Source organism: Streptomyces sp. NPDC048277 (assembly GCF_040652235.1).
Lineage (GTDB): Bacteria > Actinomycetota > Actinomycetes > Streptomycetales > Streptomycetaceae > Streptomyces.
Genome location: NZ_JBEZLQ010000008.1, coordinates 285,682 through 309,782, shown reverse-complemented (window position 1 = coordinate 309,782; position 24,101 = coordinate 285,682). Strand labels below are relative to the sequence as shown.

General features: G+C 72.8%; 18 protein-coding genes. 9 read left to right on the top strand and 9 right to left on the bottom strand.

Annotation, left to right across the window (positions count from 1 at the left end; translation table 11 throughout):
* Positions 1 to 94 precede the first annotated feature (94 nt).
* Complete coding sequence (locus tag AB0D85_RS20210; RefSeq protein WP_362321895.1) at positions 95 to 517, bottom strand: subtilase-type protease inhibitor; 423 nt, start codon at positions 515 to 517, stop codon at positions 95 to 97.
* A 323-nt stretch (positions 518 to 840) separates the two neighbouring features.
* On the opposite strand from AB0D85_RS20210, the gene AB0D85_RS20205 reads away from it, so the two are divergent.
* The 3 genes from AB0D85_RS20205 to AB0D85_RS20195 all read left to right on the top strand — a co-directional run bounded on the left by AB0D85_RS20205 (position 841) and on the right by AB0D85_RS20195 (position 3,658).
* Positions 841 to 1,371, top strand: a complete 531-nt coding sequence (locus AB0D85_RS20205) for a hypothetical protein (RefSeq protein WP_362321893.1) — start codon at positions 841 to 843, stop codon at positions 1,369 to 1,371.
* 143 nt (positions 1,372 to 1,514) lie between these two features.
* Positions 1,515 to 2,684 carry a lactate 2-monooxygenase gene (locus AB0D85_RS20200; RefSeq protein WP_362321891.1) on the top strand — a complete coding sequence of 390 codons (1,170 nt, stop codon included), beginning with the start codon at positions 1,515 to 1,517 and terminating at the stop codon, positions 2,682 to 2,684.
* Positions 2,681 to 3,658, top strand: coding sequence for a 2-hydroxyacid dehydrogenase (locus tag AB0D85_RS20195; RefSeq protein ID WP_362321889.1), 978 nt, complete (start codon positions 2,681 to 2,683; stop codon positions 3,656 to 3,658). Before AB0D85_RS20200 ends, AB0D85_RS20195 begins: the two co-directional genes overlap by 4 nt.
* A gap of 21 nt (positions 3,659 to 3,679) precedes the next feature.
* Here the strand turns inward: AB0D85_RS20195 and AB0D85_RS20190 are convergent, their stop codons facing one another.
* The 4 genes from AB0D85_RS20190 to AB0D85_RS20175 form a co-directional block, all read right to left on the bottom strand.
* On the bottom strand, positions 3,680 to 5,320 hold the full coding sequence (locus AB0D85_RS20190) for an RICIN domain-containing protein (protein ID WP_362321887.1): 1,641 nt from the start codon (positions 5,318 to 5,320) through the stop codon (positions 3,680 to 3,682).
* 463 nt (positions 5,321 to 5,783) lie between these two features.
* A complete protein-coding gene (locus AB0D85_RS20185) occupies positions 5,784 to 6,161 on the bottom strand; it encodes a toxin Doc (protein ID WP_362321885.1) in 378 nt (125 codons plus the stop codon).
* A gap of 3 nt (positions 6,162 to 6,164) precedes the next feature.
* Positions 6,165 to 6,404, bottom strand: a complete 240-nt coding sequence (locus AB0D85_RS20180) for a hypothetical protein (RefSeq protein WP_362321883.1) — start codon at positions 6,402 to 6,404, stop codon at positions 6,165 to 6,167.
* A gap of 184 nt (positions 6,405 to 6,588) precedes the next feature.
* Positions 6,589 to 9,684, bottom strand: a complete 3,096-nt coding sequence (locus AB0D85_RS20175) for a glycoside hydrolase family 2 TIM barrel-domain containing protein (RefSeq protein ID WP_362321881.1) — start codon at positions 9,682 to 9,684, stop codon at positions 6,589 to 6,591.
* A gap of 272 nt (positions 9,685 to 9,956) precedes the next feature.
* Here AB0D85_RS20175 and AB0D85_RS20170 point away from each other — a divergent pair, with 272 nt between their 5' ends.
* On the top strand, positions 9,957 to 12,341 hold the full coding sequence (locus tag AB0D85_RS20170) for a SpoIIE family protein phosphatase (RefSeq protein ID WP_362321878.1): 2,385 nt from the start codon (positions 9,957 to 9,959) through the stop codon (positions 12,339 to 12,341).
* 37 nt (positions 12,342 to 12,378) lie between these two features.
* On the opposite strand, the gene helR is transcribed toward AB0D85_RS20170, so the two are convergent.
* The 3 genes from helR to AB0D85_RS20155 form a co-directional block, all read right to left on the bottom strand.
* Positions 12,379 to 14,553, bottom strand: coding sequence for an RNA polymerase recycling motor ATPase HelR (helR, locus tag AB0D85_RS20165; RefSeq protein WP_362321876.1), 2,175 nt, complete (start codon positions 14,551 to 14,553; stop codon positions 12,379 to 12,381).
* Positions 14,554 to 14,709: 156 nt separating this feature from the next.
* Positions 14,710 to 15,912 (bottom strand): glycosyltransferase, encoded by a 1,203-nt coding sequence (locus tag AB0D85_RS20160; protein ID WP_362321874.1) that lies wholly within the window; start codon positions 15,910 to 15,912, stop codon positions 14,710 to 14,712.
* A gap of 179 nt (positions 15,913 to 16,091) precedes the next feature.
* A complete protein-coding gene (locus tag AB0D85_RS20155; RefSeq protein ID WP_362321872.1) occupies positions 16,092 to 16,640 on the bottom strand; it encodes a sigma-70 family RNA polymerase sigma factor in 549 nt (182 codons plus the stop codon).
* Positions 16,641 to 16,686: 46 nt separating this feature from the next.
* On the opposite strand from AB0D85_RS20155, the gene AB0D85_RS20150 reads away from it, so the two are divergent.
* From AB0D85_RS20150 to AB0D85_RS20130, 5 genes are all read left to right on the top strand, one after another.
* Positions 16,687 to 18,084, top strand: coding sequence for a serine/threonine-protein kinase (locus AB0D85_RS20150; protein WP_362321870.1), 1,398 nt, complete (start codon positions 16,687 to 16,689; stop codon positions 18,082 to 18,084).
* A gap of 127 nt (positions 18,085 to 18,211) precedes the next feature.
* Positions 18,212 to 18,916, top strand: coding sequence for a DUF4232 domain-containing protein (locus tag AB0D85_RS20145; protein ID WP_362321868.1), 705 nt, complete (start codon positions 18,212 to 18,214; stop codon positions 18,914 to 18,916).
* Between the two features lie 191 nt (positions 18,917 to 19,107).
* Complete coding sequence (locus AB0D85_RS20140; RefSeq protein WP_362321866.1) at positions 19,108 to 20,352, top strand: hypothetical protein; 1,245 nt, start codon at positions 19,108 to 19,110, stop codon at positions 20,350 to 20,352.
* 58 nt (positions 20,353 to 20,410) lie between these two features.
* A complete protein-coding gene (locus AB0D85_RS20135) occupies positions 20,411 to 21,670 on the top strand; it encodes an SLC13 family permease (protein WP_362321991.1) in 1,260 nt (419 codons plus the stop codon).
* Between the two features lie 12 nt (positions 21,671 to 21,682).
* Complete coding sequence (locus tag AB0D85_RS20130) at positions 21,683 to 22,174, top strand: universal stress protein (protein ID WP_362321864.1); 492 nt, start codon at positions 21,683 to 21,685, stop codon at positions 22,172 to 22,174.
* Between the two features lie 12 nt (positions 22,175 to 22,186).
* Here the strand turns inward: AB0D85_RS20130 and AB0D85_RS20125 are convergent, their stop codons facing one another.
* Complete coding sequence (locus tag AB0D85_RS20125; protein WP_362321862.1) at positions 22,187 to 24,061, bottom strand: RICIN domain-containing protein; 1,875 nt, start codon at positions 24,059 to 24,061, stop codon at positions 22,187 to 22,189.
* Between the last annotated feature and the right edge of the window lie 40 nt (positions 24,062 to 24,101).

Here is a 24,101-nt window from a genome sequence, read left to right as displayed (position 1 = left end):
CCCCCGCTGCGAGATCACGGGTTCCCGCGCCATGGGCCGCACTCCCCAGTTGCGGACCTGTCCGGCAGTCACGAGAACCGCGCGATCCCGGGTCTCAGAACGCGAAGACGCTCGCGCCGTAGGCGTCCCTCATACAGGCGTTGCCGAAGCTGCGCTCGTAGGAGACGCGCTTGCCCTGCCAGACGCCCTCGACGGTGACCACGACGGGGTCGTAGAGCTTGGTGCACCACACGTCGGCTCTGGGCGTGAGGGCGTCGAGGTCGCCGCCGGCGCCGCGCAGTTCGGCACAGGCCTGGGCGGCGGCCGGGTGGGTGCCGGAGGCGCTCGGGGCGCAGGTGAGGGTGACGGCGCGTTCGGGCGTGGCGGTGGCCGCGTCGGCGCCGTGGCCGGTGGTGAGCACCAGGGCCGAGGGGGCGTAGAGCGAGCTCGGGGTGGCGACGGCGGCCCCGGTCAGGGGTCCGCAGACGGCGGCGGCCGTGAGGCCGAGGGTCGCTGCCCAGCGCGCGGTGGTTCGCATTGTGTGCATCCTTCCGCTCGATTCGACGGGTGCCGCCCACGGCCCGGTGGGTGCCGGGGCGGCGGGCGCCACTCTGCCGACTCCGCCGTCGAAACACACATCGAACCCACAGCTTTCAGTAACCTTGCGTATTGAATCAGTGGCGTGAAGTCACGGAAATCGAACGCGTCGACCGCTCAACGGAGCGGTTCTTGATCGCTCGAAGCGGCCAGATGGCTCGATCTCATCACCTCGTTAATCGTCCTGAAACATTCCGCTTCCGCTCTCGGCGGACTCCGCGGCAAGCCCTTGCCTTTGGACTGCAACGGAGTAATCGTCATTACATGATTACTCAAGAGCAACGAGAGAAGCTGCGTGGCTGGTTCGCCGGCCGGCTCCCCGACGACCTCTTCGAGGAACTGGTCGAGGTCACGGTCGATCGCGAGGAGATCACCGTCGTCGGACGCGTTCCCGGGCCCAAGCTCGCGGAGGGCGTCTCGGACGCCGAGCGGGAGGCCGCCGTACAGGGCCGGATCCAGGAGTTCCGGGAGCGCACCCGGGAGACCCGGATCGACGTGGCCCGGGAGGCGGAGCACCAGTTCCGGCGGAAGGTGTCCTGGGGCGTGGAGTGCGCGGGACAGCGGGCGCTGTTCACGCATGTGGCCGCGCCGGTGATGACCCGGCTGCGCCAGCCCGAGCGCCAGGTGCTGGACACCCTGATCGCCGGGGGCGTGGCACGGAGCCGCAGTGAGGCGCTGGCCTGGTGTGTGCGGCTGGTCCAGAAGCACACCGACGACTGGCTGACCGAACTGCGCGAGTCACTGGAGCACGTGGAGAAGGTCCGGGCCCAGGGACCGGACGCCGATCAGGACTGACACCGGCCGTCCTCCCCACAGCCCTCGCGGCCCTCGGGCCTGCGGCTACCGCCGCGCGCTGACGCGAAGGGCGGTGTACGGCCCCGTACATACCGGCGAGTATGGTCGCCACGACGCGTACTCGACGTGGAGAGGCGGGGCGGATGGCCAAGCACTGGGCGGACTTCCAGTACGAGATCTATCTCAACGGGATGACGGGCGCGGTGCCGCGGCTGCCCACCGATCTGACCCGCCTGGAGGAGCTCACCGAGCGGCGGCTCGGGCCCGGCCCGGTCGGCTATGTGGCGGGCGGTGCCGGTGACGGCAGCACCATGCGGGCCAACCGGGCCGCCCTGGAGCGGCGCCGCATAGTGCCGCGGATGCTGCGGGACGTGGGCGAGCGGGACCTGGCGGTGGAGGTGCTGGGCCGCGCGCTGCCGGCGCCGCTGGCACTGGCGCCCGTCGGCGTGCTGTCGATCATGCATCCGGACGCCGAGTCGGCAGCCGCCCGGGCCGCCGCCGCGCACGGCGTGCCGTACATCCTGTCCTCCGCCTCCAGCACGCCGATGGAGCAGGTGGCGGAGGCGATGGGGGACACCGAGCGGTGGTTCCAGCTGTACTGGGGCAGGGACCGCGAGGTGACCAGGAGCTTCCTCGGGCGGGCCGGGGCCGCCGGGTTCTCGGTGCTCGTCGTCACCCTCGACACGCCGCTGGTGTCCTGGCGGCCGCGCGATCTCGACCAGGCGTATCTGCCGTTCCTGCACGGGGTGGGCACCGCCAACTACTTCACCGACCCGGCGTTCCAGGCAGGGCTGGCCAAGCCGGTGCACGAGGACCCGAACGCGGCCGTGCTGCACTTCCTCGGCCTGTTCGGGGACCCGACGCACACCTGGCCGGACCTGGCCTTCCTGCGGGAGCACTGGGACGGGCCGATCGTCCTCAAGGGCGTGCTGCACCCGGACGACGGCCGGCTGGCCGCCGACGCCGGGATGGACGGGGTCGTGGTGTCCAACCACGGCGGCCGGCAGGTGGCCGGTTCGGTGGCGGCGGCCGACGCGCTGCCCCGGGTCGCCGCGGCGGTGGGCGACCGGCTGACCGTGCTGTTCGACAGCGGGGTGCGCACCGGCGACGACGTGTTCAAGGCCCTCGCCCTGGGCGCCCGGACGGTCCTGCTGGGACGGCCGTACGTCTACGGACTCGGCCTCGACGGACAGGCCGGCGTGGACCATGTGATCCGCTCGCTCCTCGCCGAGTTCGACCTCACCCTCGCCCTGTCCGGGCACCGCACCCCTGCCGCGATCACCGCGGCCGACCTCGTCGAGGAGCCCGCGTGAGCGCCCCGAAGAACGTCCTCGCCGTGATCCCGCCGCACGTCGGCGGCCGCGCGGCCGGTGCCGGGATGGCCTCCCTCTTCCCCGCCGACGCGCAGGTGACCGTCGTGGAGTCGGCCGGCGAGGATCCGGCGGCACTGCGCGCGGCCCGGGTCGTGATCACCGCGCTCGCCCCGGTGACCGCCGAACACCTCGCCGCCGCGCCGGAGTTGGAGCTGGTGCAGTGCGCGAGCCACGGCTTCGACTACGTCGACTCCGACGCGGCGCGCGCGAGGGGCGTCTCCGTGTGCACGATCGGCTCCAGCGGCGCCGAGGCGCAGAACGTGGCGGAACAGACCTTCGCGCTGATGCTGGCCCTCGCCAAGCAACTGGTCCCCGCGCACCGGGCGTTGGCCGAGGGCGACTGGGCACTCCCCCGGCTGCAGCGGTCGCTCACGGAGCTGTCCGGCAAGACGCTGGGCATCGTGGGGCTCGGCCGGATCGGGCAGCAGGTCGCCCGGCGTGCCGCCGCGTTCGACATGACCGTGCTGTACACGCAGCGCAGCCGGGCGTCCGAGGAGACCGAGGCGCGGTACGGCGACGCCCGGTACGTCCCGCTGGAGGAGCTGCTGACCGCCGCGGACTATGTGACCCTGCACTGTCCGCTCACCGACGGGACCCGGCAGCTGCTGGACGCCGGCCGGCTCGCCCTGCTGAAGCCGACCGCGTTCGTGGTCAACACGGCCCGGGGTGCGCTCGTCGACCAGGAGGCCCTGGCCGACGCACTGGAGAAGGGCACCCTGGCGGGGGCGGGCCTCGACGTCTTCGACCCCGAACCGCCCACCGCGGACCTGCGGTTGCTGCGCGCCCCCAACGTGGTGCTGTCACCGCACGTCGGGGGCGTCACCCGGGAGACCCTGATCCGGATCGCGCTGGCCGCCGTCCAGAACGTGCTGGACTTCCTGGCGGGCGGCGCACCCCGGGATGTCGTGAACTAGGGCCTCCCCGGGGGTCTTTCGCTAGTTCCCGGACAGCTCCGCCGGCTGTGCCGAAGGCCCGCCCGTCCCGGCGATGGAGAGCGAGCCATGGCTCTGGGACGGGGTCGGCGAGTCGGTCAGCCAGTGCTGGCCGCTGGTGTGATCACGGACCTTGACGACGACGTCCGCCCCCTCCTCCTCGCCGGCCGTGGCGAGGGCGAGGGTCTCGTCCCAGCGGGGCAGCAACTCGCCCTGGACGGTGAGGTCGTAGCGCACGTCCCGGCCGCGCTCGGCGTCGGCCGCGGCGCAGGTGCCGAGGATGACCACCCCGCCGTCCGCGTGCGAGTCCAGGCACAGATCGTGGTCGGCCACGCTGCGCACCTCGCCGTCGCTCTCGTACGTCCACTGCTGGGTCCAGGACGTCGAGCACACCTCCAGGACGACACTCGCCCCGGCCTTCGGCGCGCCGTTGATGTCCAGGCAGAGCTGGGCGGCCTGGTTGCGCAGCCGGGTCGCGTGGTCGGCGGCGGGCAGCCGGGCCGTGCCGGAGGTGGGTGTCGCGTCGGGGGTGGGCGTCGCCTCGGGGTCGCCGGGGATCTGGCCCGCCGTCGCGACCGCGTCGCTGCCGTCGCCGCCGCCCGACATCGCGCTGATCGCGAGTACGGAGGTCAGCAGCCCTGCCCCGGCGACGCCGACACTGGTGAGCAGCGTCTTCGACGACCAGGATCCGGGCGGGCGGCGTACCGCGACGGGGATGCGGGCCAGGATCCGGGTCCGGGCGGTGGCGCGGCGGCGCCCTCCGCCGCCGGAACGCCGGTTGGCGGCTCGGGTGTGGGGGGCTTCGGCGCCCTTGCGGCCCGGGCGGGTGTCGAGGTAGCGGCGGGCTCCCCAGCCGAGCACGGCTTCGGCGAGCAGTACGCCCAGCCCGCCCTCGACATGGCCGAGTTGTTCGGCGGCGGCCCGGCAGTAGGGGCACTGGGCGAGATGCTCCTGGACGTCCGGCAGCAGGGCGCCGCCCCGGCGGATCGGAACGTCCAGCAGCCGGTTGTAGTAGCGGCACTCCTGGGAGGGTGCGAGATCCCGGTGGGCGCGGACACAGCCCTCCCGGAATTTCTCCCGGGCGTCTTCGAGAGCGGCCGATGCGGTTGCCGTGTCCATGCCCAACAGACCGGCCGGTACGGTTATGGGTTCGGCCTCGACCTCGGTGTGCCACAGGAGACTCTGGGCAAGCGCCGGAAGGCCCGTGAATGAACGCTCCGCGAGGGCGCGGTTTTCCGGGGTCATGGTCTTCGCGGCGCGCATACCGCGGCCGCCGGCCGGTTTCCCGAGGTCGGTCAGAACCTCGGCTATTCGGTCCTCCGCGGACCAGCTGGCGACCGTGTCGCGCACGGAGACCAGCAGTCGGGGCCGCAGTGCGTCGGCGTTCTCGCCGAGGGCCACCCGGTCGAGGACCTGGTGGAAGGCGGCGGCCGCGACCATGTGGGCGACCGGTCCGGTGACGGCCAGGCAGATGACCGCGTACTCCTGTACGGGGCGCCAGTGCCGGGCCATGAGCAGTGCGGCGGACCGGGATGCCTCGATGTCGGAGCCTGCTCGCAGCGGGGCGGCGAGAGACTCGTCGGACTCCCCTGCACCACCGCCCGGCGGCGGATAGGGGGGTCGAGGCGGGTGGGGGGTGGGCACTGAGCGGATTCCTTTGGTGCGGGGGCGCGTACCTCTTCGGTGCGCTGACGGGGAGCGGGAATTCGCCGACGCGGTGTCGGTCTCTTACCCCAACTGCCGAATAGGTCCCGGCCATTCCCCCGCGCAGGTGATTCACCCTTGCACAAGTCTCACACAAGCAACAAGGCGCCCGTACAACATCGACAGCATTGACAGAAAGTCAGAAAGACGTTGAGGCCATTGTCCGGTCACGGCCGTATTCACTTTGCGCACACCCCGTGTGAACCGCGCGCCCACTCCGGTCCCGCGCGCACGCTCCCGGCCCGCCCGCCGGGGTAGTCCACTGGTGCCCGGCCCTCCTCGCAAGGCCCCGCGCAGAACGGCGGCTCTTCTGCGCGAAACAGGCCGCCGGCCCCGTTCCTCCCGCCCTCGGCCGGCGGCCTCCGAGGGCGGGGGCGGCTTTCCCCGCTTGTCCGGGCGGGTGTCAGAGCTGCCAGGAACGGAGCCGGTCCGCCGCCGCGTAGACATCGGCCTTGCCGGTCATCAGGTCGCGGGCGAGATCGACGAGGGCGCCGTACGGCGGGTCGATGCCGGCGCCGCTGACGAACATGTAGGCCACGGCGGTCGCGCAGGCGAACCGGGCGTTGGCCGAGGGCAGCGGCTTGAGCAGGGCGAGGGTGTGCAGCAGGGCGGCCGCCCGCCAGGCCGGGTCGGAGTCCACGCCGAGCCGGGGCGGATCGACACGGTGCCGGGCGACGGCGGCGACCAGCACGGAGAAGTCGTTCACGGCGGGCTGGTCCGGCAGCACTTCCTCATGGCGCTGGAGCAGCCAGGGCACGTCGATATGGATGACCGGCGGCATGGCTCAGGCGGCCTCGCCCCGGGTGGGCGGTTCGTCGTCGGGGAACGCGGCCGCGAACTCGGCGGCATGGGCCGCGAAGAAGCGGCGGAACTCCTCCGCCCCCTCCTGCAGGGCCCGGTGCCGGGCGATGTCGGCGGCGGCCGCCTCACGGACGAGGGCCTTCATGGACGTACCGCGCTCCTTGGCCATCTGCCTGAGGTCGGCTAGCTCGCGGTCGCTGAACTCCACGTTGAGAGCTGGCATGCCCTTCACGGTAGCGCGCGGGTACTCGACGGTAAATGCCAGCAGGTCAGAGCGGTCTCTTGGCGGTACCTCCGGGGCCATGGCGCCATGTCCGTTCTCGGCCGGCCGTGCCCCGCGCGGAGTTCCGGGCGGTCCGGACAGAAGCGGTGGCGGCCGCCTGGCACCGTCCGGACCGCCCGGGCCCTCAGATGTCGAGCCGGCTGATCCGCACCGCGCCCGCGGCCTCCCCCGGGTGGGCGCTGGTCAGGGTGAGCCGGATCCGGGAGCCGCGTGCCGCGGTGAACGTGATGACGGTCGGGGCGTCCGAGGCGGTGGCCCAGTCCACCGACGTACCGTCCACGGGCTGGTAGGCCTTGCCGTCCCAGACCGCCACCTCGATCGACGCGGGGAGGGCGTGGGTCGCGTCCACGATGAAGGAGGCCGCCACCTGGTCGAAGGCGCGGGTACGGCCGTAGTCCACCGACACCCAGTCCCGCGTCCGGGCCCCGCTGAACGCCGGCAGCAGAGCCGTGGCCGACTTGGCGAAGGCGTTGGACCAGCCGGTGGCCGCGTCGCCGTCGAGCATGGCGGCCGGGAGGGTGTCCGCACGGCCCGAGTAACTGGCGTCCGCGTGGGGGTAGTCCGGCGGGGCCGGGTAGTCCGGGCCGAAGTCGGGTGCGGGGGTGCTCGCCACGGCACGGGCGGGGGTGGCGTGCACGGTGACGGTGTCCTTGCGCAGGCCGTCCACCCGTGCGGTCACCTTGAGGCCCCCCGGTTTCGTGCCGGAGCGGACGACGGCGAGCGCCTTGCCGTGGAAGGCGGTTCGGGTGCTCGCCTGATAGCGCTCGGCGCTCTCCTCACGGCCGTTGTCGAGGCCGGCCAGCGAACCCCCGGCCAAGTCGAAGGAGATGAGGTGCTCGGCGTCCGGCACCACCACACCGTGCGCGTCGACGATCTCGGCGGTCACGAAGACCAGCGAACGCCCGTCGGCGGCCAGGGACTCCCGGTCGGCGGTGAGGCGTACGGCGTGCGGGTCGCCCGCGGTGCGCAGGACGTCGGTGGCGACCACCTTGCCGTCGCGCCGGGCCACCGCCTTCAACTCACCGGGCTGGTACGGCACTTGCCAGCTCAGGTGCAGCTTGCCCGCGCTGCCGTTGGGGCTGGTGTAACTGCCGGGATAGGCGCCGGTGGTGAACGTCTTGTCGTCGCCGGTCGCCTCCGTGGTCTCCAGGTAGGTCCGGCCGTCGGTGGTCGTCTTGGTGTCGAACTCCCGTGTCCCCAGGGACTGTCCGTTGAGGAACAGCTCCACGGAGGGCACATTGGCGTACGCCCACACCTCGACCGTGTCCCCGGCCCCGTGGTTCCAGCTCATCGGCAGCAGGTGCACCATCGGCTCGCCCACCCACTGGCTGCGGAAGAGGTGGTACATGTCCTTGGCGAACCCCGCCGTGTCGACGGCGCCGAAGAAGGACGACTTCACCGGGAACACGTCGTACGGCGTCGGTTCGCCGATGTAGTCGATGCCGGACCACAGGAACTGGCCCGCGAACCACTTCCGGTCCCGGTCCTTCTTGTGGCCGTACTCGCCGCTCATCGTCCAGGAGGCCAGGTTGTTGTCGTAGGACGAGGTCGCGCGCCGGCCGGGCGTCTGGTTCTCGCCCGTGTTGAGGTGCTCCGGTTCCTGGTACGCGCCGCGGGTCGAGGTCTCCGAGGAGGACTCGGACTCGAAGAGGAAGAGGTGCGGGTAGGCCGCGTGCAGCGCGTCGACGGACTTGGCGGTGTTGTAGTTGAGGCCGAGACCGTCGAGCTTGGCGAGCATCAGGTCGGCGGTGGAGCCCTGCTTCGGCACGCTGTGGTACTTGTTGGAGCCGATGACCACGGGCCGGGTGTCGTCGGCTGCCCTGATGGCGGCGATGATCCGGTCGGCCATGGCGAGACCGGCCGTCGAGGTGGAGTCGGGGATCTCGTTGCCGATGGACCAGAGCACGACGGCGGGCGAGTTACGGGCGGCGAGGACCATCTCGGTGGCGTCGCTCTCGCACCACTCGTCGAAGAACCGGCCGTAGTCGTACTTGGTCTTGCCGGTCTTCCAGCAGTCGAAGGCCTCCACCATCATCACGATGCCGAGTTCCTCGCAGACCTCGATCATCTGCGGCGAGGGCGGGTTGTGCGAGGTGCGGAAGGCGTTGACGCCCATCGACTTCATGATGGTCATCTGTCTGCGCACCGCGTCGGCGCTGATCGCCGAACCGAGGGCGCCCTGGTCGTGATGGAGGTCGACGCCCTTGATCTTGGTGTGCACACCGTTGAGGGAGAAGCCCTCGTCGGGGTCGAAGCGGTAGCTGCGGATGCCGAAGACCGTGCGGTGGGTGTCGGTGAGGGTGCCGCCGACGCGGAGTTCGGTGTGCAGGGTGTAGCGGTGCGGGGCGTCGAGATCCCACAACTTCGGCCGGGGGACGGTCAGTTCATGGGTCTCGGCGGTCTCGCCGGACACGGTGACCGTCGAGGACGTACGGGCGACCGTACGGCCGTCGGGATCGGCGATCCGGGAGATCACCTCCACGTCCGCGCCCTCGCCCGACTCGTCGGCCACGGCCGTCCGCACCCGCACCACGGCCCGCTCGGCGGTGATGTCCGGCGTGGTGACATACGTTCCCCAGCGCGCCACGTGCACCGGGTCGGTCACCACCAGCCGGGCCTCCCGGTAGATGCCGCTGCCCGAGTACCAGCGGCTGCTGGGCAGCTGGTTCTGCACCTTGACCGCGAGGACGTTCCCGGTGCTGCCGTCGGTGTGCAGCAGGTCGGTGAGGTCGAAGGCGAAGCCGGTGTAGCCGTAGGGATGGCGGCCGACCTGGGTGCCGTTGCAGTAGACGTACGAGTCCATGTAGACGCCGTCGAACTCCACCGAGATCCGCTTGCCCGCGTAGTCGGACGGCAGGGTGAAGGCGAGCCGGTACCAGCCGAGGCCGCCCGGGAAGAAGCCGGTGCCGCTGGTGGTGCCGTGGTCGGTGGTGGGGGTCTGCTCGATGCTCCAGTCGTGCGGTACGGCGACCTGCCGCCAGGCCGAGTCGTCGTACCCCGGGTCGGCGGCGTTCGCGTAGGCGCCGGTCGGGTCGGTGATCCCGCCCGGGTCGACCAGCGCGAACCGCCAGCCGTCCGGCAGGGCGACCGTGCGGCGGCCGGTGACCAGCGGGGACGTACCGGCCTCCGGAGCCGCCCAGGCGCCCGGGGCGCCCAGCAGGGCTCCGGCCGTCGGGGCTGCCGTCGCGGCTGCCAGAACCGATCTGCGCGTGACCGTCATGGTGCGGCTCTCCCTCATCAGGGCCCAGAACTACTCACAACTGATCGTGAACAAACAGATTCTGACGGTGCGCCACTTGCGGCCGTCAAGGGGCCGGAAGTGGCCGGGTACCGTTTTCGTCCCGTCGGCCGGTCCCCGTTCGGCCCTTCGGACCGGGCCCGGTCCCAGTCGACCGGCCGAACGCAGTTGCCGTTCACAGAAGGGTCCGACGCACTAGGCTGAACAGCAGTGGTGCACCTGTTGACGGTGAGTGTGCGCTTGGGAGTGCGACGATGAGCCGGGTCTATCCGTTCGACGATGCGGCGACGGCCCGGGCCGTCGTCGACGAGGACGGCACACTGGTCGCGTGGAACGAGGGCGCGCGACGGCTCCTCGGCCACCCGGCCGAGGAGGTCGTGGGCCGGCCCGCCGCGCTGCTGCTCGCCGGTGACACCACACCGCCCGCGCCCGCCGGCGCCCGCTGGGACGGCATCCTCGAACTCCGCCACCGGGACGGCCGTACGATCCCGGTCTGGCTGCTCGCGCACCGCCAAACGGCACACGACGAACGTCCCGGGCACTGGCTGGTGGTCTCCCCGCTGGACGGCGGCGGCCCGCGCGGACCGGACGATCCGCTCGGCACGGCGGTGCTGACGCAGTCGCCGTGCGCCGTCGCGGTCTACGACGAGCACCTTCGGCTGCGCCGGGTGAACGACGCGATGGCCGAGGTCATCGGACTGCCAGAGGAACGGATCCAGGGGCTCAGGATCGAGGAGATCGGCGGCAAGGCGCAGAGCGAGGAGCTGGAGCGCAGCATGCTCCAGGTGCTGACCTCGGGCCGCCCGCTGGACGTCCAGACCTATATGCGCACCGGCGGCGAGGACCGGGCGCATGCCTGGCTGGCCCGGATGGCTCCGATCACGGACACGACGGGCCGGGTGCGCGGGGTGTGTCTGGCCGCGCACGACTTCACCGAGAACTACCTCGCCAGGGAGCGGCTCCAGCTGGTCAACGAGGCCAGCGTGCGCATCGGCAGCACCCTCGACGTCACCCGTACGGCCCAGGAACTGGCGGACGTCTGTGTGCCCGCGCTCGCCGACTTCGTCACCGTCGACCTGCTGGACCCGCCGGAGAACGGCGGCGACCTCCCGGTGCGGCCGACGGCACCGGTCACCCTGCGCCGCAGCGCGCACCAGTCCGTGTTGCCCGGGGTCCCCGAGGCGGTGGTGAAGCCGGGGCACACCGAGTCCTACCCGGACGCCTCGGCACAGGCCGGCTCGCTCACCGCGGGGCGGACGATCGTGGCCTCGATGCCGTCCGGCGACATGCAGGAGTGGGTGCACTGGAACCCGGAGCGCGCGGAGCGGGTGCGCGAGTTCGGTATCCACGCCACGATGTCCGTGCCGATCCGGGCGCGCGGGGTGACCCTGGGGGTCGCGGTGCTGACCCGGCACCGGCGGCCCGACCCGTTCAGCCCGGACGACGTGCTGCTGGCCGAGGAGATCACGGCCAGGGCCGCCGTCTGCATCGACAACGCCCGCCGTTACTCGCGCGAGCGCGAGACCGCCCTGGCCCTGCAGCGCAGTCTGCTGCCCCGGACGCTGCCGCGCACCGCCGCCCTGCAGGCCGCCTCCCGCTATCTGCCGGCGGCCCGCGCCGGGGTGGGCGGTGACTGGTTCGACGTGATCCCGCTGTCCGGGCTGCGGGTCGCGATGGTGGTCGGGGACGTCGTCGGCCACGGTGTGCAGGCCTCGGCCACCATGGGCCGGCTGCGCACCGCCGTGCGCACCCTGGCCGACATCGACCTGGCCCCGGACGAGCTGCTGACCCACCTCGACGACCTGGTGGTCCGGCTGTCGGAGGAGCAGGGCGGCGAGGGCAGCCCCGGCGAGCTCGGCGCGACCTGCCTGTACGCCGTGTACGACCCGGTGTCCCGGCACTGCACGATGGCCCGGGCCGGCCATCCGCCGCCCGTCGTGCTGCGCCCGGGGCGCCGCCTCCACGAGGTGGACCTGCCCGCCGGTCCCCCGCTGGGCCTGGGCGGGCTGCCGTTCGAGTCCACCGAGATCGAGCTGCCCGAGGGCACCGTGCTGGCCATGTTCACGGACGGGCTGATCACGTCCCCGCACCGCGACCCGGACACCGGCCGCCGGCTCCTGCACGAGGCGCTGGCGGCGTACAGCGACTCCCTGGACGAGACGTGCGACCGGATCCTGCACGCCCTGCTGCCGTGCGGCGGCGCGGCCGACGACGTGGCCCTGCTGCTGGCCCGCACCCAGGTCCTGCCGCCGTCCCGGGTGGCGAGCTGGGACGTCCCCGCCGACCCCGCGCTGGTCGCGCCGATCCGCAAGCAGGTCGTGGAGCAGCTGGACGCGTGGGGGCTGAGCATGGCCGCCTTCACGGCGGAGCTGGTGGTCAGCGAACTGGTCACCAACGCCATCCGCTACGGCGCCCACCCCATCCGGCTCCGTCTGATCCACGACACCGCCACCCTCATCTGCGAGGTCTCCGACACCAGCCACACCGCGCCGCATCTGCGCCGGGCCAAGACCTGGGACGAGGGCGGCCGTGGCCTGCTCCTCGTGGCCCAGCTGACCCAGCGCTGGGGCAGCAGGCACACGGCCGAGGGCAAGACGATCTGGGCGGAGCTGTCCCTGTTCGGAGAGGACGCCCCCTGATCGCCGCCCTCTGAGAGACACCCCTGAGAGACGCTCGCTACGAGTCGCTCGTGAGGACGACCAGCTGCCGGGTCGCCCGGGTCATCGCGACATAGCGGTCGACCGCGCCCTCGACCCCGTCGCCGAACTCCTGCGGGTCGACGAGGACGACCAGGTCGAACTCGAGCCCCTTCGACAGCTCCGGGGTCAGCGAGCGGACGCGGGACGTCGGGGTGAAGGCGGGGTCGCCGATCACGCAGACGATGCCCTCGGCGTGGGTGGCGAGCCAGTCGTCGAGGACCGAGTCCAGCTCGGCCACGGAAGCGTGGACGACGGGCAGGCCGCCGGCGCGGATCGAGGTCGGCACGTTGGCGTCCGGGAGCGCGGCCCTGATGACCGGCTCGGCCTCCGCCATGACCTCTTCCGGTGTGCGGTAGTTGATGCCGAGCGAGGCCATGGTGATCCGGTCGAGCCCGATCCGCTCCAGGCGTTCCCGCCAGGTCTCGGTGAACCCGTGCCGGGCCTGGGCGCGGTCCCCGACGATGGTGAAACTCCGGGACGGGCAGCGCAGCAGCAGCATCTGCCACTCCGCGTCGGTCAGTTCCTGGGCCTCGTCGACGACGATGTGCGCGAACGGGCCGGCGAGCAGATCGGGGGCGAGGGCGGGCAGTTCGGACTCGTCGACCAGGCTGACCTTGGCGTCGGCGCCGCGCAGCATCCGCACCAGGCCCTCGCCTTCGTCGCCGTCGGCACCTGAGTCGGCGACCGCTCCGATCAGGTTGTCGACGACCTGCGCCATGCGCTCGCGCTGGGCGGCGAGGACGGCCTCCTGGCGCTGCTTGCGCCGTGCCGCCCGCGGGTCGCCGAGCCGCTGCCGGGCCGCGTCCAGGAGCGGCAGGTCGGACACCGTCCAGGCCTGGGGGTCCGCGCGCTGCAGCGTCCGGACCTCCTCGCGGTCCAGCCAGGGGGCGCACAGCCGCAGATAGGCGGGCACCGACCACAGGTCTCCGACCAGGTCCGTCGCCTCCAGCAGCGGCCATGCGCCGTCGAGGGTGCCGGCCAGCTCCCGGTCCTGCCGGAGCGACCTGCGGAACCGCTCGGGCGTGACGTCGTCGCCGTCGTACTTGTCCAGCAGGATGGTGGCCAGCTCCTCCCAGATCTGGTCGCGGGCCTCGTTGTGCGGTGTGCCGGGCCCCGGTGCCCGGAAGGCGTCGGCCCAGTCGTCCGCGGTCAGCCGGAGCTCGGCCCAGTCGGTGGTGACCGTCATCCCCTCGGCCGGGGGCTCCTCGTAGAACCGGACGGCCGTCTCGATCGCCCTCACCATGTCCGCGGTCGACTTCAGTCGGGCCGCCTCCGGGTCGGCCTCGGGTGTCGCGTCGGCTCCCTCGTCGACGAGGTCCCGCAGGACGCAGGTCTGCACGCCCTCCTCGCCGAGGCTGGGCAGCACGTCGGAGACGTAGTTCAGGTAGGGCCGGTGCGGGCCGACGAACAGGACGCCGCCCCGGCGGTGACCGAGGCGCGGGTCGGAGTACAGGAGGTGGGCGGTGCGGTGCAGGGCGACGACGGTCTTGCCGGTGCCCGGGCCGCCGTCGACGACGAGGGCGCCCCGGGACCCCGCGCGGATGATGGCGTCCTGGTCGGCCTGGATGGTGGCGAGCACATCGCGCATCCGCTCCGAGCGGTCGGCGCCCAGGCTGGCGATGAAGGCGGACTGGTCGTCGAGCGCGACGTGCCCGTCGAGTCCGTCGGCGGTGAAGACCTCGTCCCAGTAGTCGCTGATCCGGCCGTTCGTCCAGCGGTACCTGCGGCGGCTCTTCAGCCCCGTCGGGTCGGCGTGGGTCGCCGCGAAGAACGGCTCGGCCGCGGGGGAACGCCAGTCGAGCAGCAGCCGGCGGCCCTCGCTGTCGGTGAGGCCGAGCCGGCCGATGTACACGGGCTCGGGGTCGTCGGCGCCGACGATGTGACCGAGGCACAGGTCCAGGCCGAAGCGGCGCAGGGTGCGCAGCCGTCCGGTCAGCCGGTGGACCTCGATGTCCCGGTCCATCGCGGCCCGGCCCGTGCCGCCCGGCGCCCTGAGCTCGGCGTCGAGCTGGTCGGACAGTTCGGCGATGGTCTCGTCGAGGCAGCGAGCGATGGCGGCGAAGTGCCGTTCGTCACCGGCGATCAGGGCGGGGGCTGCCTTGGCGGACAGGCTTTCGGGCAGGTCGAAGGCGCTGGTGGTCAGGGGGTGCAATGCATCAGCTCCGGGGGGAAGGAAAAGGGACCACGGTGGCGCCCCGCAAGGGGCGCTGGGGGTACCCCCAGCCGAGGGCTGGGGGAGGAACTGCGCGACCGGCCACGACGGCCCCGCAGTCTTCGATGAACCGCACCTCACCAGGCGGTGTGCTGCTCAGGCTCCGTCGAGGAGCATCCGCGCAGCAGTCCTCGCTCCGTCGGTGCGCACCGTGCCGGCCACGATGGCCGCGCGGTCCCGGGTCTCGGGGGCGAGGGCGGCCGCGAGCGCGGCCGAGAGGGACTCGACGGTCGGGGCAGGGCCGGTGTGGGCCGCGCCGATGCCCAGTTCGGCCACCCGGGCGGCCCAGTGCGGCTGGTCCACGATCTGGGGCACGACCACCTGGGGCACACCGGCCACGGCGGCGGTCGTCGTGGTGCCCGCGCCGCCGTGGTGGACCACGGCGGCCACCCGGCGGAACAGCGCCTGGTGGTTGACCTCCCCGATCGCGAAGCAGTCGTCCTCGTCGTCGACCGGGGCGAGGTCCGCCCAGCCGCGCCCGACCAGGACGCGCCGGCCCTGGGCGCGGACCGCCTCGACGGCCACCCGGGCGGCGTCCGGTGCCGTACGCATGGCCATGCTGCCGAAGCCGACGTACACCGGCGGCGCACCCGCCTCCAGGAACGCCACCAGGCCGGCCGGCAGCGGGCGTTCGTCGGGCAGGAGCCACGCCCCGGTCTGCACGAGGTCGAGATCCGTCAGGTCCCGCCACGGGGCCAGGGCCGGGTCGGCCGCCAGCCACGGCCGGTCGGTGAGGACATGGTCGCGGACGTTGTCCACCGGCGGCAGGCCGAGGGCCGCCCGGTGGGTGTTCAGGGCCTCGCCGTACAGCGCGTTCACCCGCTCGGCGTCCACCTTCCAGAGCGTCCGCAGGTCGGCGTCCGGCGGGGCCGGACGGCCCGGCCGTCCGGCCGGCGGGAAGTGCGCGGACGGCAGTCCGAACGGGTGGAAGCACCCGAGCACGTAACGGATGCCCAGCTTCTCGGCCACCGAGCGCGCGCCGGCCGGCATCAGGCCGCTCGCCACCAGCACGTCACATCCCTCGGCCGCCGGCGCGACCGTGTCGAAGTGCGCGGCGACCAGTTCGGGCGCGAGTCTGAACGCGTCCTCCGGGGACGGCTTCGGCCTGGTCACCAGCGCCCGCACCGACGGCCCGAACGGCACGTGCGGCACACCGGCCCGGGCCAGCAGGCCGGCGTACTCCTCGTCGGGCGGGGCGCAGACCCGTGGCTCCGCGCCGAGTTCCCGCAGGGCCGCCGCGAGTCCCGCCAGCGGTTCGACGTCCCCGCGCGACCCATATCCCATCAACAGCACACGCATGGAGCGCATCCCCCAAATACCGCGGTTCCTGGCTTCGGCCTGCGATTCTGCGGGACGAGGGGGGCCTTGCCGCAAGCCCCCCAGTGCGCTATAAGTTGAGAGTGGCAAGGAGTGGATGAACTCCTTGCCGTGTGTTTGTGCGGGCCGCGGAGACGCGGCCATCGCTGTTTCTACGGCTGCTACGGCGCGCTCAGCCAGGGCCGGACCTGCTTGCGCGCCTCGTGCAGCCGGGACTTCAGCGTCCCGAGCGGAATTCCCACCCGTTCGGCGACCTCGGCGTAGTCCAGCTGGCAGATGTCCCGGTAGACGAGCGGCGCGACCAGCTGCGGGTGCTCCCGCTCCAGGCGGTCCAGCGCCTCCAGCAGATCGATCCGGGAGCCCGCGATCACACTCGTCGTACGCGGGTCGACGTGCTCGGCGGGTTCGATGGTCGCCGGCTGCTCCGCCGCCCGGCGCTTCAGGTCCCGGTACTTCTGCCGGGAGCAGTTGGCGATGACCGTGTAGAGCCAGGTGCTGAACCGGCTGCGGCCCTCGAAGGTGGAGATCTTCCGGGAGACCTGGAGCAGCACGTCCTGGGCCGCTTCCTCGGCGTCCTCCCGGCAGGGCAGGAACCGTCCGCAGCGCCGTACGACGTCTGGCCACACCTCGGTGAGCAGCTGGTTCAGGGCCAGCTGGTCGCCGGCGGCGGCCCGCCGGGCGAGGTCTTCGGTCAGCGTGGCGTCCGGCACGGGAGGTCCCCCTCGAAGTCGATCTCAGGCCAGGCATGATAGTCGTATGCAACCCCTTGAGCGGATCGGCCGCTATCGCCTCGAACGGCGCCTGGGCACCGGTGCCTTCGGAACGGTCTGGCTCGCCCATGACGACCAGTTGGACGCCTCGGTCGCGGTGAAGGTGCTCGCCGACAACTGGTCCCACCGGCTCGACATCCACGACCGGTTCCTGTCCGAGGCGCGGCTGCTGCGGCGGGCCGACTCCAAGCGCGTGGTGCAGGTCTACGACATCGGTGAACTCCCGGACGGGCGGCCGTACTTCGTGATGGAGTACGCCGACGCGGGCACCTTCGCCGATCTGCTCGGCGGCGGCCCGCTCCCGGTCCCCGACGCCCTGCTGCTGACCGCGCTGGCGGCGCGCGGCGCGGCGGATCTGCACGGGGCGGGGATCGTGCACCGGGACATCAAGCCGACCAATGTGCTGCTGCGCACCGCGCAGGACGGCACCCGGCGGGTGCTGCTGGCCGACCTGGGGCTGGCGAAGAGCCTGGCGCAGGCGTCGGGCCTCACGCTGGCGGCCGGTTCGGCGGGGTACCAGCCGCCGGAGCAGGCCCAGCCCGGCGAGGGCATCGACGCGCGCGCCGACGTCTACGCCCTGGGCGCGGTGGGCTACGAGCTGGTCACCGGGACGGTGCCGGCGGCGCCCGGGAAGGTGGTACGGCCCGAGCGGCTGCGGCCGGACCTCGGGGAGGATGTGCAGCGGGCGCTGATGCGGGCCCTGGAACCCGACCGGCAGCGGCGCTGGCCGACCGCGCAGTCCTTCGCGGACGAGCTGGACCGGCTGGCCGCGGTCGCCGCGGCGCGTCGCCCCAGACGCCTGGACGGGGTCCGCAGACGGCTGAACGCGGTCACCCTGACCGTCGCCGCGGTCCTCGCGGCCGGGGGCACGGCCGTCGCGGTCACGCTGGTCGACCGGAACGGTTCGGCGGCCGAGGAGACCCGGGTCGCCGACTCCACCGGGCGGGTGGTGGCCGAGGTGCCGTCCGGGTGGGCGGGCGAGCTGCGGAACTCCGGCTGGAACCCCAAGGCGCTCGGGCTGGCCTCCGGCCATGAGCCGGGCCTGGAGGTCGCCGACGACGTGTCGAAGTGGCAGGACCTGACGGCCGCGGTGAACGGCGTGTTCATCGGCGTGAGCGAACACGGCGATGTCACGGCCAAGGTGACCGCCCTGTCCCACGACGACTGTCACTACGACGGCAGCCGTGCCTACTCCGGCACCGACTGGAAGGGAAGGATCCGCACCTGGAGCGACTGCTCCGGCACCGGCGGATCGATCCAGGAGGCGGCCCTCGGCCCGGCCGGCGGGGCCGACCAGCCCCAGGTGTACGTCCAGGTACGGCGGCAGGGCGCGGCGGACCGTGCCACGACGGACGGCATACTTCGCTCCCTTCGGGTCACCTGACCCGGTGAATCACGGCGTGGCCCCGAACTTTTCCGCCGCTCAGCGCATCGGATAGAGGAGAAGGCGCACGGAGCACCGCAGGCACGCCTCACCCGCGTGCCGTGAGCAACCAGGAGTGTGGAGAGACATGGCGCACACGTCCCAGTCCTTGCGGCGCGGAGCGGCCCTGCTCGCGAGCGCGGTCGCCGCCCTGGGCCTCCTGACGGCCTGTGGCAACGGCAGCCCGGGGAAGTCCCCGGAGTCCGTGTCGGGCACGGCGGCGCCCGCGACGGACGGCTCCGCCGGTTCGGGCACGTCCGACACCGGGTCGGCCCCGTCCGGCACGAGCACGGCGCCCTCGGCCTCGTCCCGGAACACGAGCACCGGCTCGGCGACGGGCGGTGGCGGCACGACGACCGCCGCCGCGAGCGGCACGCGCTGCCACACCTCCGAGCTGTCCGCCTCGGTCGGCGGCAACAACCCGGGGGCCGGGCAGGAGAACTTCCCGATCGTGCTCACCAACAAGTCGGGCCGCACCTGCACCGTGCGCGGCTTCCCGGGCGCCGCCTTCGTGGACGCCTCCGGCTCCCAGCTCGGCCCCGACCCCGTGCGCGAGTCCGGCGGCACCGCCGCGACGGTCACCCTCAAGTCCGGCCAGAGCGCCTGGGCGGGGCTGACCTTCTCCAACCCGGAGGTCAGCGGCGCCAAGACGGCGACCCCGGCCGCGCTGGTGGTCACCCCGCCGGACGAGCGGGACTCGCTGAAGGTGACCTGGAAGGGCGGCACTGTCCCGGTGTCCGGGAACGCCTCCTCGGTACGTCTGACCGTGTTCAGCGCCGGTACCGGCGCCTGATCACCGCCCAGGCCGAACCCCGCTGCCCACTCCCCCGGGCAGCGGGGTTCGTCATGTCCGGGCCACAACTGTCACAGGCGTGCAACACGCGCCGTGGGCTCCGATCTTTTTCGCCGGACCGGCCATCGAACCCGTCGACCACGCAGAAACAGGCTCCTCGGGGGGCCGGGACGACGGGATCGGGGACGGACATGAGCGGGATCTCTCGCAGGCGGGTGCTGACGGCGGGCGCGACGGCGGGGGCCCTGGGCGCGCTCTCCGCGTGCTCGAACGGCAAGTGGACGCTGAACGGCAGCGGTTCGGCCGACGGCGGCAAGGGCGGCAGCGTGTCGGCCAAGCCGCTGAAGCTCATCGGCGACGGTTCCACGGCCGACACCGGCGCCCAGCCGCACCAGCCGAAGGCGACGCGGCTCGCGCCCGGCGCCAAGCCGCCGCAGTTCGTGGTGTTCTCCTGGGACGGCGCGGGCGAGCTCAGCAACCAGCTGTTCTCCCGCTTCCGCAAGGTGGCCGCGGACCACGGCGCGAAGATGACGTTCTTCCTGTCCGGCATCTACACGCTGCCCGAGTCGAAGAAGGACCTCTACCGGCCGCCGCAGCACGCGGTCGGCGCCTCCGCGATCGGCTACCTCTCCGACCGGCACATCCACGCCACCCTCCAGCAGGTGCGCGCCGCCTGGCTGGAGGGCCACGAGATAGGCACCCACTTCAACGGCCACTTCTGCGGCAGTGACGGCGTGCGCAACTGGTCCCCCGCCGAGTGGCGCAGCGAGATCGAGCAGGCCATGGACTTCGTCACCAAGTGGAAGACGAACACCGGCTTCACCGACCTGGACCCGCTGCCCTTCGACTACAAGAAGGAGCTGATCGGCGGCCGCACCCCGTGCCTGGAGGGCCAGTCCAACCTGCTGCCCACCGCGGCCGCGCTCGGCTGGAAGTACGACGCCTCCTCCCCCGGCGGCCTGCAGATCTGGCCCGGCAAGGTGCAGGGCAACCGCATCTGGGACTTCCCCCTGCAGTCCATACCGTTCCCCGGGCACTCCTTCCAGGTCCTGTCGATGGACTACAACATGATGTACAACCAGTCCGCCGGTAATCCGCTGGGCGACAAGACCCAGTACGACGCCTGGCGCACCCAGGCCCGCGACAGCTACGTGGCGGGTTTCGAGCGGGCGTACACCACCAACCGGGCGCCGTTCTTCATCGGCAACCACTTCGAGCGCTGGAACGGCGGCATCTACATGGACGCCGTCGAGGAGGCGATCGGCAAGATGGCCGAGCACGACGATGTGCGCTTCGTGTCCTTCAAGCAGCTGGTGGCATGGCTGGAGGCACAGGACCCGGCGGTGCTGCGCAAGATGCGCACCCTGAACCCGGGCCAGGAGCCGACGGGCGGCTGGGCGGAGTTCCTGGGCCCGGCGGGTACCCCGTCCGCGTAAGCGGGTCCGTCTGCTTTCATGGGCGGGCAGCATCTGATCACGCCCCGAGGAACACACCCTGAACACCCCGCTCGCAGAGACCCTGTCCGTCGTCCTGCTCGCCGCCGTCCTCGCCTGGGCCGTGGTCCGGCCGCGCGGCTGGCCGGAGGCGGTGCTGGCCGTGCCCGCGGCGGGGGTGGTGGTCGCCACCGGGGCGCTCTCGCTCGACCACGCCCGGGCGGAGGTCGAGCAGCTCGGGCCGGTGGTCGGCTTCCTCGCCGCGGTTCTGGTGCTCGCCCACTTCTGCGACGTGGAGGGGCTGTTCCAGGCCTGCGGAGCGTGGATGGCCCGGTGGGCGGGCGGCCGGCCGGTGCGGCTGCTGACCGCGGTGTTCGCGCTGGCCTCGGTGATCACGGCCGTACTGAGTCTGGACGCGACGGTGGTGCTGCTGACCCCGGTGGTGTTCGCGACGGCGGCCCGCTCCGGGGTGCGGGCCAAGCCGCACGTCTACGCCTGCACCCATCTCTCCAACACCGCCTCGCTGCTGCTGCCGGTGTCCAATCTGACGAACCTGCTGGCGTTCGCGGCCAGCGGGCTGAGCTTCACCCGGTTCGCGGCGCTGATGGTGCTGCCCTGGCTGGCCGCGATCGGCGCCGAGTACCTGGTGTTCCGGCGGTTCTTCGCCCGGGACCTGTCCACGGCGGCCCCGGGGGCGAAGGACACGGGCGAGCCGCCCCCGCTGCCGGTGTTCGCCCTCGCCACCGTGGGCTGCACCCTGGCGGGGTTCGTGCTCACCTCCGCGGTCGGCGTCGATCCGGCGTGGGCCGCGTGCGCGGGTGCGCTGGTGCTGGCCGGGCGGGCGCTGCTGCGGCGCCGGGCGACGCCGCTGACGGTCGTGAAGGCGGCGGCACCGGCGTTCCTGGCGTTCGTGCTCGCGCTGGGCGTCGTGGTGCGGGCGGTCGTCGACAACGGGCTCGCCGACGCCCTCGGGCACGTGCTGCCGGGCGGGACGGGACTGCCGGCGCTGCTGGGTGTCGCCGCGCTGGCCGCCGTACTCGCGAACCTCATCAACAACCTGCCGGCGGTGCTGGTGCTGCTGCCGCTGGCCGCGCCGACCGGGCCCGGCGCGGTGCTGGCCGTGCTGCTCGGGGTGAACATCGGACCGAACCTCACCTACGCCGGGTCGCTCGCGACGCTGCTGTGGCGCAGGATCGTGCACCAGCACGACCATGGGGTCGATCTGCGGGAGTTCACCCGGCTGGGGCTGTTCGCCGTGCCGACCGCGCTGGGCGCGGCGGTGGTGGCACTGTGGGGTGCGCTGCAGGTGGTCGGGGGCTGACCGGGAGGCCGTATGCGGGTGATCGTCTGGCTGGTCGAGGGGACCTGGCCCGCCTGTGTGGACGCGGCGCGCTCCTACGCGCCGGCCGCGTCCGAGGTGGTGCTGTTGCATGTGGCGGAGCCGGGGGTGGCCGGGCTCGCGCACGGCGCGTTCGCGGGGCTGCTCGGCCGGGCGGGCTCGGAGCCTGACCCGGAGCGGCGGCTGGTGGAGCTCGGCGGGACGTCGGCGGCGGAGCTGCTCGACGCGGCCGAGGCCCGGCTGGGGCGGCCGTGCACCCGGCTGGAGCGGACCGGGCGGGTGGAGCGGGAGGTGGTGGCCGCCGCCGAGGGGGCCGATCTGCTGATCGTGGCCCGGGACGGCGACCGGTCCCGGCTCGGGCCGCACAGCCTGGGCAGGGCGGTGCGGTTCGCCGTCGACCACGCGCCCTGCCCGGTGCTGCTGGTGTGGCCCGAGGGGGCGCCGGACCTGACGACGATGCCGCCCCCGCCGCCCCACCACCACTGAACCCGCGCGGGCTCAGTGACCGCGGTGGCCGCCACCGCCGTAGCCGCCCCCGTAGCCTCCGCCCCAGCCGCCCCAGCCGCCCCAGCCGCCGTCGTACTGGCCGCCCCCGTAGCAGTAGCCCGGGTAGTCGGAGCACGGGTTGTAGCCGGCCGTGCTCGACGGTGTCGGCTCGGCGGTGGTCCGCGACGCCGACGGGGTGGGCGTCGGCGTGGAGGGCTTCGCGGACTTGGTCGTGGGGGTGGCGGACGCGGTCGAGGTCGGGGTGGTGTCGGCGTCCCAGTTGACGATCTGCATCTGCAGGTCGGGCTGGGAGGTGTCCATCACCCAGCGCTGGGCGCTGGTGTTCGCCCGGGTCTTGACCACCAGGGAGCCGCCGCCGTCGGTGGCCGCCGGGGCGAGCGCCAGGTCCTGGTCCCAGCGGGGCACCAGGGCGCCCTGGAGGGTGAAGTCGTAGCGGATGCTGCGGGCGGCGCCGGACCCGGCCGCGGCCGAGCACGGGGCGAGCTGGACGGAGTAGCCGAGGTGCGAGTCGAGGCACAGGCCGGGGTCGGCGCCGTTGCGCAGCAGCCCGTCGCTGTCGTACGTCCACTGCTGGCTGGCGGCCGAGGAGCACTCGGCGAGTTCGGTCTCGGCACCCTTGGCGGCCTTCTTGCCGACCACGCCGATGCACAGACCGGAGGCGATGTTGTGCAGCCGGCCGTGCAGGGTGCCCTGGGTGGTCTGGCTGGTGCCGATCCAGGACGCGCCCGAGCTGGACTTGCCGGCGCCGGGTGTGGCGGAGGGCTTGGCGGAGGCCGCCGAACCGGAGTCGTCACCGGAGCCGAGCACCGACCACAGCACCAGCGGCAGCACGACCAGACCGCTCACGGTGCCGACGGCCACGGCGAGGTTGCGGCGCCGTACCCGGCGGGCGGCCCGCTGCGTGGCACGGCGGGAGGCGACGGGGTGCACCACCAGGTCCTTGCCCGGCTCGGGCGCCGCCGACGCGAAGGCCTCACCGCCCGCGAAACCGCCTGCGGGCCGGCCGGCGGACGCGGCCTCCGGTTCGGCGGACTGTGCCAGGAGACCCGCACGGGTCTCCATGTAGGCACGGGCGCCCCAGCCGAGCACGGCCTCCGCGAGGGCGATGCCGAGGCCGCCGTTGAACTGGTGGAGCTGGTCGGCGGTGAACCGGCAGTGCTTGCAGCCGTTCAGGTGCTGCTGGAGGTCCCGGTCGATGTCGATCCCGCCGCGCCGGAAGGTCACGTCGATCATCCGGACGTAGCGCTGGCACTCGTCCTCGTGGGCGAGTTCGCGGTGCACCTGGAGGCACTCCTCGCGCAGCCGCTCGCGGGCCCGGCGCAGCTCGACCCGCGCGTCCTGCTCGTCGAGGCCGAGCAGTCCGGCGGGTGTCGACAGGGGCTCGGACTCGACCTCGGTGTGCCAGAGCACGGCCCGTGCGGACTGGGTCAGCCGCTGGAAGGCACGGGAGAGCAGACGCCGGTTGGCGGGCGGGAGCAGCCGGGCGGCGGCCCGCTCGCCCTTTCCGACGCGCAGTTCGGGGTGGAGCAGTTCGCCTCGGCCGTCGTTGTCCCATTCGGCGGCGATACGGCGGACGGTGACCAGGAGATGGGGGCGCCAGGCGGCACTCGGGCCGTCCTGGCGAAGGGAGTCGCCGAAGAGGCGGGTGAATGCGGCGGTGGTGAGCATTCCCGCGCCGCGCGTCCCTTCGGTGCACAGACGGGCGTAGGCGAAGGCCGCTTCCCAGTGCCGGTCGAGGAGTTCACCGACGGGATGCAGGGCGGGCGCGGTACTCGTCCACTGCTTGAGCTCGGCGCTGAGCTGCTCGTCGGTGACGTCGAACGGCCGGGCGGGGGTAGGGGAATTCCCCAGGCCTGCGTCATTCACGGCTGCATTCCTTCCAGAGCCAACGCGGGATTCGGTCCAT